This window comes from Methylorubrum podarium (assembly GCF_040270385.1).
GTDB lineage: Bacteria > Pseudomonadota > Alphaproteobacteria > Rhizobiales > Beijerinckiaceae > Methylobacterium > Methylobacterium podarium.
In genome coordinates this window covers 1-10980 of record NZ_JBELQE010000004.1, presented here as the reverse complement: position 1 = coordinate 10980, position 10980 = coordinate 1, and the positions used below count along the sequence as shown (strand labels likewise).

The 10980-nt window shown below is 70.7% G+C and carries 9 protein-coding genes and 1 pseudogene; all 10 read right to left on the bottom strand.

Annotated elements, in window-relative coordinates; genetic code table 11:
• Positions 1-174: 174 nt before the first annotated feature.
• Positions 175-1725, bottom strand: coding sequence for an ABC transporter ATP-binding protein (locus ABS772_RS00155; protein WP_350391595.1), 1551 nt, complete (start codon positions 1723-1725; stop codon positions 175-177).
• Positions 1726-1732: 7 nt separating this feature from the next.
• Positions 1733-2452 carry a biuret amidohydrolase gene (gene biuH / locus ABS772_RS00150; RefSeq protein WP_350391594.1) on the bottom strand — a complete coding sequence of 240 codons (720 nt, stop codon included), beginning with the start codon at positions 2450-2452 and terminating at the stop codon, positions 1733-1735.
• Positions 2449-3477, bottom strand: coding sequence for a formamidase (locus ABS772_RS00145; protein WP_350391593.1), 1029 nt, complete (start codon positions 3475-3477; stop codon positions 2449-2451). The genes biuH and ABS772_RS00145 overlap by 4 nt, the downstream gene beginning before the upstream one ends.
• 9 nt (positions 3478-3486) lie before the next feature.
• Entirely contained in the window at positions 3487-4407 is a 921-nt protein-coding gene (locus ABS772_RS00140) for an ABC transporter permease (protein ID WP_350391592.1), read from the bottom strand.
• A gap of 22 nt (positions 4408-4429) precedes the next feature.
• On the bottom strand, positions 4430-5590 hold the full coding sequence (locus tag ABS772_RS00135) for an ABC transporter permease (protein ID WP_289014311.1): 1161 nt from the start codon (positions 5588-5590) through the stop codon (positions 4430-4432).
• 123 nt (positions 5591-5713) lie between these two features.
• Positions 5714-6868 carry a BMP family ABC transporter substrate-binding protein gene (locus ABS772_RS00130; protein ID WP_350391591.1) on the bottom strand — a complete coding sequence of 385 codons (1155 nt, stop codon included), beginning with the start codon at positions 6866-6868 and terminating at the stop codon, positions 5714-5716.
• A 150-nt stretch (positions 6869-7018) separates the two neighbouring features.
• Positions 7019-7945 carry an ABC transporter permease gene (locus tag ABS772_RS00125; protein WP_350391590.1) on the bottom strand — a complete coding sequence of 309 codons (927 nt, stop codon included), beginning with the start codon at positions 7943-7945 and terminating at the stop codon, positions 7019-7021.
• A complete protein-coding gene (locus tag ABS772_RS00120; RefSeq protein WP_350391589.1) occupies positions 7942-9033 on the bottom strand; it encodes an ABC transporter permease in 1092 nt (363 codons plus the stop codon). Before ABS772_RS00120 ends, ABS772_RS00125 begins: the two co-directional genes overlap by 4 nt.
• A gap of 65 nt (positions 9034-9098) precedes the next feature.
• Complete coding sequence (locus ABS772_RS00115; RefSeq protein WP_350391588.1) at positions 9099-10703, bottom strand: ABC transporter ATP-binding protein; 1605 nt, start codon at positions 10701-10703, stop codon at positions 9099-9101.
• Positions 10703-10980, bottom strand: a pseudogene (locus tag ABS772_RS00110) (8-oxoguanine deaminase); the annotation flags it as partial. The pseudogene ABS772_RS00110 and the gene ABS772_RS00115, both read right to left, overlap by 1 nt.

The following is a 10980-nucleotide window of genomic DNA, read 5'->3' as shown; positions in this document are numbered from 1 at the left end:
ATCGCTTCGGTTCAGCCCCAACCCCCGTCATCCCGGGGCCGCGCAGCGGAACCCGGGATCCACCCGTGATGCGCGGCTGGAATATGGCGTCCAGGCCAGTCGTGGATTCCGGGTTCGCCTTCGGCGACCCGGAATGACGGGAAGTGGCACCGAAGGAATCAACCGAAAACCGTATCAGTGGTGCCCGGCCATGTGGCGGCCGATCACCCCGGCCTCCGCCGCCGCGGCCGGCGTCTCGTAGACGAGGCGCCCGTCCGACATCACGCAGATGCGGTCCGACAATTCCAGGATCTCGTCGAGATCCTCGCTGATCAGCAGCACGGCGGCTCCGGCATTCCGCGCCGCCACGATGCGGGAGCGGATCTCGGCGACCGCCGCGAAATCGAGGCCGAAGCAGGGATTGACGACGATCAGGAGATCGACCGGATCGGTGAGTTCGCGCGCGAGCACGGCGCGCTGCACGTTGCCGCCGGACAGGGTGGCGATCGGCGCCTCGGAGGAGGCGGTCTTCACCTTGAAGCGGGCGATCAGGTCCTTCGCCCGCCGGCTCATGGCGCGCCGGTCGAGCCAGAGGGTCGGCGGACCCGCGGGGTCCTCGCCGCGCCGGTCGAAGGCGCGGAAGGCGAGGTTCTCGGCGACCGACATCCGCGGCGCGCAGGCGTTGCGCAGAGGCTCCTCGGGGATGAAGCGCACACGGTGCCGGCGGCTCTCGGCCCGCGTGCCGCGATAGGGCTCGCCCTGCACCGCGACGCGCCCGCCCGTCGCGCGGATCTGTCCGCCGAGCACGTCGGCGAGTTCCTTCTGCCCGTTACCGGAAACGCCGGCGATGCCGACGATCTCGTGGGCGCGCACGCGCAGATCCGCGACATCGATCCGCCGCAGGCCGGAGACGTCGGTGGCGGTCAGGCTATCAACCCGCAGGATCTCATGCGCCGTGTCGGGCTCGCCGACCCGCGCGGCGACCGTCCGCACGGTGCGCTCGCCCACCATCATCGCCGCCATGTCGTCCCGCGACAGCGCGCCGACCGCGCCGTCGCCGACGAGCCGCCCGCGCCGCAGGACGCTGAGGGTGCGGGCGAAGGCTTCGACCTCCCGGAACTTGTGGCTGATCATCAGCACCGTGAGCGCGCCCGCATCCGCCATGCCCCGCAGCAGGCCCAGCACCTCCTCGGCCTCGGCCGGCGTCAGCACCGAGGTGGGCTCGTCGAGGATCAGGAACCGGGCCTTGAGGTAGAGCTGCTTGACGATTTCGAGCTTCTGCTTCTCGCCCGCCGCGAGTTCCGCCACCGGCCGGTCGAGGTTCAGCCGGAACGGCATCCGGGCCATGAAATCGGCGAGCGCCGCGCGCTCGGCCTTCCAATCGAGGATCGCGGGCGCGTCGGCCCGGCCGATGACGAGGTTCTCGGCGCCGGTCAGCGAGGGCACCAGGGTGAAATGCTGGTAGACCATGCCGAGGCCGCGCGCCTGCGCGCCCTTCGGCCCCGTGATTTCGGCCTCGCGGCCGTCGATCAGCACCGAGCCGGCGGTGGGTGCGTAAAAACCCATCACGCATTTGACGAAGGTCGACTTGCCCGCCCCGTTCTCGCCGAGCAGGGCGTGGAAGCCGCCGGCCTCGATCTTCATCGAGACGTCGTCGAGGGCGGTGAAGCCGCCGAAGCGCTTCGTCATGCCGATGGTCTCGACGCCGAGGGCACCGGAGGGGGCGGCGTGCGCGAGGGCTGTCATGACGGCCTCAGCCCATCGCCGCCAGGATCGCCTCGGACGAGGCGACCGCGCCGAACACGCCGCCCTGCATCGTCACCATCTTCAGCGCCGCGTCGTGGTTGCCGGGGTCGGTCGCGGCGGTGCCGTCGGAGACGATCACGCATTCGAAGCCGCGGTCGTTGGCCTCGCGCATGGTGGTGTGGACGCAGACATCCGTGGTGATGCCGGTCAGGATCAGGTTGCGGATGCCCCGCGTCGTCAGGATGAGTTCGAGATCGGTCGCACAGAAGGAGCCCTTGCCGGGCTTGTCGATCACCGGCTCGTCCGGCAGCGGTGCCAGTTCGGGGATGATCTCCCAACCGGGCTCGCCCCGCACCAGCACCCGCCCGCAAGGGCCGGGATCGCCGATCCCGGCCCCGATCCGGCGTGAGCGCCAGCGCTTGTTGGCCGGAAGATCCGCCAAGTCCGGCCGATGGCCCTCGCGGGTGTGGATCACGTGGTAGCCATGCGTCCGGGCGGCGGCGAGGAGTTCGCCGATCGGCCCGATCGGCGCGCGGGTCAGGGCGAGGTCGTAGCCCATGGCATCGACGTAGCCGCCCTTGCCGCAGAAGTCGGTCTGCATGTCGATGATGACGAGTGCCGTGGTCTTCGGGGCGAGCGAGCCGTCATAGGGCCAGGGATAGGGCTCGGCGGCGACGAAGCGGCCGCCCTCGGCGGCCCCGGCGGAGGGGAAGGGGACGATGCTCACTCCGCCGCCTCCCGCGCCGCCGGAAGCTGGCCCTCGCCGTAGCTCCGGGTCGGTGCGGCGAAGCCGCAGCTCGTCCCGTCGGTCACCGTCACCTGGTCCTCCCACGGCACGCGGTAACGGCCGGCGGCGAGGTCGTGCATGTAGCTGTAGGGGCAGTCGCCCGCGCCGCCCTTCACCGCCGTGTAACCGCGGTGGCCGAGCTGATAGATGTTGTTCTCGACGCCCCAATGCGCCCGCGCCTCGCGCACGAGATCGGGCCGCACCTCGGCGGTGATGATCTCGTCGACGCGGCCCGTGGTACCGTGGGCGAGCACCGTGCCGTCGAAGTTGACGATCATCCCCTCGCCCATCGAGTCGAAGGTGCCGTCGGACCCGCACATGCAGACGTTGGCGGTCACCATCAGGTTGCAGAAGGCGTTCGACTGGTTGGTGAAGCGCCAGGATTCGCGGATCGGCGCGGTGTAGCCGGCCGTGCGGATCATGATCTCCGCGCCCTTGTAGGCGCATTCGCGCGCCATCTCCGGGAACATGCCGTCGTGGCAGATGATGAGGCCGAGCTTGGCTCCCTTCGGCCCCTCGATCACCGGAATGCCGAGGTCGCCGGGCTCCCAGGGCTCGACCGGCACCCAAGGGTGCATCTTGCGATAGTAGAGCTTGAGTTCGCCGGTGTCGTCGATGACGAGGCCGGAATTGAACGGGTTGCCGTTCGGGTTGGCCTCCATGATCGAGAAGCAGCCCCAGATCCGGTTGTCGCGGCAGGCCTGCTTGAACGCCGCGACCTCGGGGCCGTCGAGCGTGCAGAGGATCTCGGGCCGGGTGTCCATCGACAGGCCGTGCAGGGCGTATTCGGGGAAGACGACCAGATCCATTGTCGCCATGTTGGCGCGCGCCTTGGCGACCATCGCGACGATGCGCTCGGCCTGGGCGGTCACGTCGACCCGTGTGGTGATGGTCGGCAGTTGAAGCTGGACGAGGCCGATGACGACGCCGTTCGGGGATTTGTTCAGTCCACCGAGACCGTTCATGAGGTTTCCTTACTTGAGGGACAATTCGCCCGGCGCGCCGGTCAGCGCCCGGTCCGGCGAGGAGGTGGCGATCAGCAGCGCCAGGGTGAGGACGTAGGGCGCGGCGTAGAACAGGTAGTAGCCCTGCGAGATGCCGACCGATTGCAGGGCGGGTCCGAGCGCCCCGGCGCCCCCGAACAGGAGGGCCGCCCCGAAGCAGGCGAGCGGATTCCAGCGGGCGAAGATGACGAGCGCCACCGCCATCAGACCCTGTCCGGACGAGATGCCCTCGTTCCACGAACCGGGATAGTAGAGCGAGAGATAGGCGCCGCCGATCCCGGCGAGCACGCCGCCGACGGCGGTCGCCAGAAGCCGCACGCGGTCGACGTCGTAGCCCATGGCGCGCGCCGCATCCGCGCTATCGCCGACCACACGCACGATCAGGCCCGCCTTGGTGTTGCGGAACGCCCACCACAGGAACAGCGCCAGCGCGGCGCCGGCCAGGAACAGCACGTTGACCCGCAGGGCCGCCTGGACCTGCGGCAGGTCCGACCAGAAGCCGAAGGGAATCGCCGGCAACGGCGGGGCCGAGGGCTGGATGAAGGGCTTGCCGAGGAAGAAGGCCAGCCCCGACCCGAACAGCATCAGGGCGATGCCGATCGCCACGTCGTTGACCCGGGGAAAGCGGCAGATGAAGCCGTGCAGCAGGCCGAAGGCGCCGCCCGCCAATCCGGCGACCGCCACGCCCGCCCACGGACTGCCCGTCAGCACGGCGGTGGCGTAGGCCGACATGGCGCCGAAGACGAGGGTGCCCTCCAACCCGAGATTGATCCGCCCCGAGCGCTCGGTGATGGTCTCGCCGAGGCTCACGAACAGGAACGGCGTCGAAACGCGGATCGCCCCGCCGATGACGGCGAGCAGAACGGTCGTCAGGCCGAGATCGTCGCTCATCCTGTCCGCCCTGCAATGGCCGTCACGACGACATTCCTTGGGCCGCCCCGCGCTTCTCGGACCAGAGATGCGGGCTGAACAGCTTGAAGCGCCCGTAGAGCGTCTCGCTGACGAGCACGACGAGGAAAAGCAGCCCTTCGAGCACGAGCACCGTCGCGTCGGGCAACTGCATCCGGCGCTGGATCAGGCCGCTCGAGGCTTCGATGCCGCCGAGCAGGAAGGCCACCGGGAGGATCGCGAGGGGATTGTGGCGGGCGAGGAACGCCACGAGGATGCCGGTATAGCCGAAGCCCGCATTGAGCGAGGCGTTGGCGTTGCCGTGCACCGCCGCGACCTCGAAGAAGCCGGCGAGCGCGGCGCAGGCGCCGCCCAAAGCGGTGAAACTCACGATGAGGCGCCCGACCGGCAGGCCCTGAATCTGCGCCGCCCGCAAGTTGCCGCCGGCGATACGCGCGGCGAAGCCGATCGTCGTCCGCTCCGTCAGCGCGTAGGCGGCGAGGCAGGCGAGAACGCCGATGCCGAGCCCCCAATGGACATCGAGTCCCGGCAAGGGGCCGACCATGAACGCCTCGCCGATCGGCGCGGTCGAGGGCTTGTTGAGGCTCGCCGGGTCGCGCAACAGGCCCTCGATCAAGTGGTTCGAGAGCGCGAGCCCGATATAGGACATCAGCAGGCTGGCGATGGTCTCGTTGACCCCGCGATAGGCGCGCAGCGCCCCGACCATTCCGATCCAGGCCGCCCCGGCCGCGGCGGCGGCGAGCGCCATCAGCGGCACGGCCAGAAGCGCGGGGAAGCTTTGGAGCGGTTGCGCCGCGGCCGCAGCGGCGACGCCGCCGAGGACGATCGCGCCCTCGCCGCCGATCACCACGAGGCCGAGACGGGCCGGCAGCGCGACGCAGAGCGCGGCAAACAGCAGGGGGGCGGCACGCTGCAGGCTGTTCTGAAGCGCGAAGGGGGAGCCGAAGCCGCCGCGCCAGACGAGATCCAGGAAGGCGAGCGGGCTTTTTCCCAGGGCGAGCAGGAACAGGGAGAAGATCAGGAAGCCGGCGATCACCGCGGCGACCGGAATCGCGACGCTCTCGGCGCGGCGTGCGAGCCACGCCCGGATCTGGAGCGAGGCCGGTGGCCGGTCCGGGCCGCTCTCGGTCAGCGGCAGGCCGGGCGCGGTGGTGTCAGCGGCCATGGGTGCGGCCATGCGTACGGCAATGGGTGCGGGTCCATGGGGTCGGGTCCATGGGTCGGATCCTCTTCCGCGAAGGCGCAGAAACCATGCCAAGCCCCCTCGGGCATCCGCCCGGCGGCCGTGTCAGGCCGAGCCCTTCACGCCCTCGACGAGGTAGTTGGTCTTCTCCAGCTCGGCCGCGTTCTCGGCCAGCGCCGTGCCGGCACCGGCGATCTCGTTGCCCTTGTTGTCCTTGAGCGGACCCTTGATGATGGCGAAGCCGCCCTTCATCATCTCGGCCTTGACGGCGTCGGCCCGCTTGCGGGCCTCTTCGGAGACCGCGGGGCCGTAGGGGCTCATCTTGACGAAGCCGTCCGGCAGCCCGCCGCGCACGAAGTTCGGCGGGGCCTTGCCCGCCTGCATGTCGGCGACGAAGCCCTTGTAGATCGAGGCCCAGTTCCACTCCGCGCCGGTGAGGTACTTGTCCTTGGCCAGAGCCGATTGGTCGGCATGGTAGCCGCAGACGAAGGCGCCGCGCCGCGCCGCCGTCTCGACCACGACCTTGGGACTGTCGACGTGGCAGGTGATCACGTCGGCGCCGCCATCGATCAGCGCGTTGGTCGCCTCCGCCTCCTTGACGGCCAACGACCACTCGCCGGTGAAGATCACCTGAACCGTGATCGACGGATCGACGCTGCGCGCACCGAGCAGGAAGCCGTTGATGTTGTTGAGGACCTGCGGGATCGGCTTGGCCGCGACGAAACCGAGCCGCTTCGATTTCGAGGCGTGGGCGGCGACGATGCCGTTCAGGTACTGCCCCTGGGCGATGTAGCCGAAATAGGAGCCGGCGTTCTTCGGGTTCGCCTCGGTCCAGAGACCGCCGCAATGGCGGAACTGCACCTTCGGGTTCTTCTTCGCCTCGATGAGGACGTGCGGGTCGAAGTAACCGAAGGAGGTCGGGAACAGGAGGGTCGCGCCGTCCAGGTTGATCATGCTCTCCATGGTCTTCTGGACATCGGTGGTCTCGCGGACGTTCTCCTCCTCGACCACCTGGACACCGGGGATCGCCTTGAGGGCGGCCGCTCCCTGGGCGTGGGCTTGGTTGTAGCCGTAATCGTCCTTGGGCCCGACATAGATGAAACCGACGGTGAGCGGACCGGCGGCCCGGGCGCGGCCGAAGGGGAGCGCCCCGAGCGAGAGGGCGGCCGCACCGCCGAGCAGATGTCTGCGGGAGAAAGAATGGGCTGACACGAGGCGTGATCCGTCTTTCCGAGCCGGCGGCACAAGCTTGGCAAGCATTGATCTTGTTCAGGGCAGAGAAAAGATCAAAGTTTCAGCATCGAAGCGCTGATCAACCCTCAGCGAAACCCCCATCGAATCGGACGATGCGCCCAAAAAGACGTCCGCCGATGCATCCTTTCGCGCCATCGATCCCGCGAGACGGCGCCCTCAGCGGCTCGGGGCGAAGACGCGGCCGAGCGCCGCCGGCGCCAGCGAGCCGCCCCGGCGCCGGCCGACCGACAGCAGGACGAGCGCCAGGATGGTGGCGAGGTAGGGGACCGCCGAGAGCAGCTGGCCGGGCAGGCCGAGACCCGCGGCCTGGGCATGGAGCTGGAGCACGGTCGCCCCGCCGAAGAGCAGCGCGCCCGCGGCCACCCGCAGCGGTTGCCAGGAGGCGAAGACCACGAGCGCCAGGGCGATCCAGCCCCGTCCGGCGGTCATCGCCGGTGCCCAGAACGGCGTGTAGGCCAGGGACAGGTAGGCCCCCGCGAGCCCGGCGCAGGCGCCGCCGAACAGCACGGCGAGGAAGCGGACCTTGCGCACCTTGAGCCCGAGGGCGTGAGTCGCGGTGTGATCGTCGCCGATGGCGCGCAGGGTCAATCCGGCGCGGGTGCGCCAGAGGAACCACCACACCCCGGCGACGAGGAGGAGGGCCGCGTAGACGAAGGCGTCGTGTCCGAAGAGCAGCCGGCCGATCCCCGGGAGGTCGGTGAGGCCGGGCAGGTGGAGATGGGGCGCCGGATCACGCTTCATCCCGACATAGCCGGCGCCGACGAGTCCGGAGAGCCCCAGCCCGAGGATGGTCAGCGCCAGTCCCGAGGCGACCTGATTGGCCGCCAGCCCCACGGTGAGGACGCCGAAGAGGGCGGCGAGCAACAGGCCGGCCCCGGCCCCGCCGAGGGCGCCGAGCCCGGTCGATCCGGTCTGGGTGGCGACGGCGAAGCCGGCGGCCGCGCCGAGCACCATCATGCCCTCGACGCCGAGATTGAGCACGCCGGCCCGCTCCACGACGAGTTCGCCGATGCCGGCCAGGATCAGCGGCGTCGCCGCCGTCAGCACCGTGACGAGCACCATCTGGACGATGTCGAGGCTCATGGTGTCACCCGCGTGTTCGCGCCGCCCGGCACGATCCGTACGTGGTAGCGCGTCAGCACGTCGGCCCCGAGCACGAGGCCGAGCAGCAGCCCCTGGAAGGCGCGGGTCAGGTCGAGCGGCAGCTTCAGGTCGATCTGAGCCCCCTCCCCGCCGATCGTCGTCAGCGCGATGACGAGGGCCGCGAGGAGGATGCCGGGCGGACTCAGGCGCCCGAGGAAGGCGACGATGATCGCGGTGAAGCCGTAGCCCGGGGAGATCTCCGGCTGGAGCTGGCCGATCCGTCCGGCCACCTCGCAGATGCCGGCCAGCCCTGCCGCGCCGCCGGAGATCGCGAAGACCGCGAGCGTCAGCCGCGCGTCGGAGAAGCCGGCGAAGCGCGCCGCCCGCGGGCTCGCGCCGACGGCGCGCACCTCGAAGCCGAACAGGGTGCGCGCCAGGACGAGAGCCGCCAGCACGATTCCCAGAAAGCTGATGAGCACGCCCGCATGGAGCGACTCGCCCTCCATCAGAAGGGGCAGCCGGGCGGCCTCGTCGAAGCCGACGCTCTGCGGGAAGTTGTAGCCCTGCGGATCGCGCAGGGGCCCGCGCACCATGTAGTCGAGCAGCAACTGCGCGACGTAGACGAGCATCAGGCTGGTCAGGATCTCCGAGACGCCGAGCCGGACCCGCAGCAGCGCCGGGATCATCGCGTAGGCGATGCCGGCGAGTGTGCCGGCGAGAAGCATCGCCGGCAGGATCCAGAGGGTGACCCCTTGCGAGCCGTGCGCGGCGACGGCGACCCAGCCGCCCGCGAGGCCGCCCGCCACGAACTGGCCCTCCGCCCCGATGTTCCACAGGTTGGCGCGGTAGCAGAAGGCGAGACCGGTCGCGATCAGGGCGAGCGGCGCGGCCTTCAGGGCGACCTCCTGCAGCGACCAGATCTCGCTCAACGGGGCGACGAAGTAGGTGAGGAAGGCCTGGCCCGGCGACACGCCGAGGGCCGCCACGGCGATCCCGCCGATCAGGACCGCGGCGAGGAAGGCCAGCGCGGGCGAGAGCAGGTCGAGCCAGGGCGACCGGCGCGCGCGGGGGAGGAGATCAAGGCGCATCGCGCATCCCGTTCATTCCTGGCTCGTTCCTCGCGCGCATGGGGCGGATCGGGTCCGGCAGGGGCTCAGAGCGCCGGAACGACGGTTCCGACGGCAGGGGCCGCCTGAAGCTTGCCGGTCTGCGGCTCCGGCTCACCGGCCCCGCCCATCAGCAGTCCCAACGCCGCGCGGCTGGTCGCGCCGGTCGGGACGGGCCGCGAGAGCGCACCGGCATGCAGGACGGCGATGGAATCCGCGATCTCGAACAACTCGTCGAGATCCTGGCTGATCACGACCACCGCGCAGCCGCGGCCGGCGAGGTCCAGCACGGCCTGCCGGATCCGGGCGGCGGCGGCCGCATCGACGCCCCAGGTCGGCTGGTTGATGACGAGGATGCCCGGCTCGGCCAGGATCTCGCGCCCGACCACGAATTTCTGCAGGTTGCCGCCCGAGAGCGTACCGGCCGCCGGATCGGGGCCGGCGCCGCGCACGTCGAAGGCGTCGATCACCCGCCGGGCGAGAGCCCGCGCCGCGCCGCGTCGCAGCAGGCCTAGCCAAGTGAGCGGTGCGGTGGCGTGGCGGGAGAGCAGCGCGTTCTCCGACAGACTCATGGACGGTACCGCGGCGTGGCCGTTGCGCTCCTCGGGCACGAAGGCGGCCCCGAGCCGGCGCCGGGCATTGATGCCGAGATGGCCCGCCGCCCGGCCGTCGAGGCGCACCGACCCGGCCGTCGGAGCCCGGCTCTCGCCCGACAGGGCGTCAAAGAGTTCCGCCTGCCCGTTGCCGGCGATCCCGGCGATGCCGAGGATCTCGCCCCCCGCCACGGAGAGCGCGATCTCCCGCAGCGGCGTCCCGTGCAGGCCGGGCGCGGGCAGCGACAGGCGGTCGAGCACGAGGCGCTCCGCGCGGGTCCCGCGGGCCGCTTTCGCGCGCACCTCGCTCACCCCCGTGCCGACCATCAGCGCGGCGAGGGAGCGGGCGGTCTCCGCCCGCGGATCGCAGGCGCCGACGACCCGGCCGCCCCGCAGGATCGTGGCCCGGGTGCAGAGGCGGCGCACCTCGTCGAGCCGGTGGGAGATGTAGAGCAGGGCACGGCCCTCGTCGCGCAGCCGCTCCAGCACCGAAAACAGCACCTCCGCCTCGCCCGGCGTCAGCACCGAGGTCGGCTCGTCGAGGATCACGAGCTTCGGATCCTGGAGCAGGCAGCGCACGATCTCGATCCGCTGGCGCTCGCCGGCCGAGAGCGACCAGACCGGACGCGCGGGATCGAGATGCAGGCCGTAATCCGTCCCGAGCCGGGCGATCCGCTCGGCGAGCGCCCGACCCGTCAGCGCGGCGGGCATGACGAGGGCGATGTTCTCGGCGACCGTCAGGTTCTCGCACAGGGAGAAGTGCTGGAAGACCATGCCGATGCCGAGCGCCCGCGCGACCTCGGGGTTCGCCGGCCGCACGATGTCGCCCTGATGCGTGACGACCCCCTCCGTCGGCTCGAGCAGGCCGTAGAGGATCTTCATCAGGGTCGATTTGCCGGCGCCGTTCTCGCCGAGCAGGGCGTGGATCTCCCCGGCGCGGATCTCCAGATCGACGCCGTCATTCGCGGTGAAGGCGCCGAAGCGCTTGACGATGCCGTAGGCCCCGAAGAGCGGGGTCGGGCCCTCCCGCGGCCCCGCCGCAACGGATGGTGCCGCCATCACGCCGTTCCGAACAGGGTGCGCGCCAGACTCGTGTGCTCCTCGCGCAGGCGTCCGGTCTCGATGCCGAGCGGCTGTCCGTCGATCACCCGCCACGTGCCCGCGACCATCACCCGGTCGGCGCGATGGGCGCCGCACAGCACGAGCGCCGCGAGCAGGTCGTGGGCGCCGGAGAAGCGTAGTTCGTCGAGGGTGAACAGCGCCAGATCCGCCTCCCGGCCGGGCTCGATCCGGCCGATATCGCTGCGCCCGAGGCAGGCGGCGGAGCCTTCCGTCG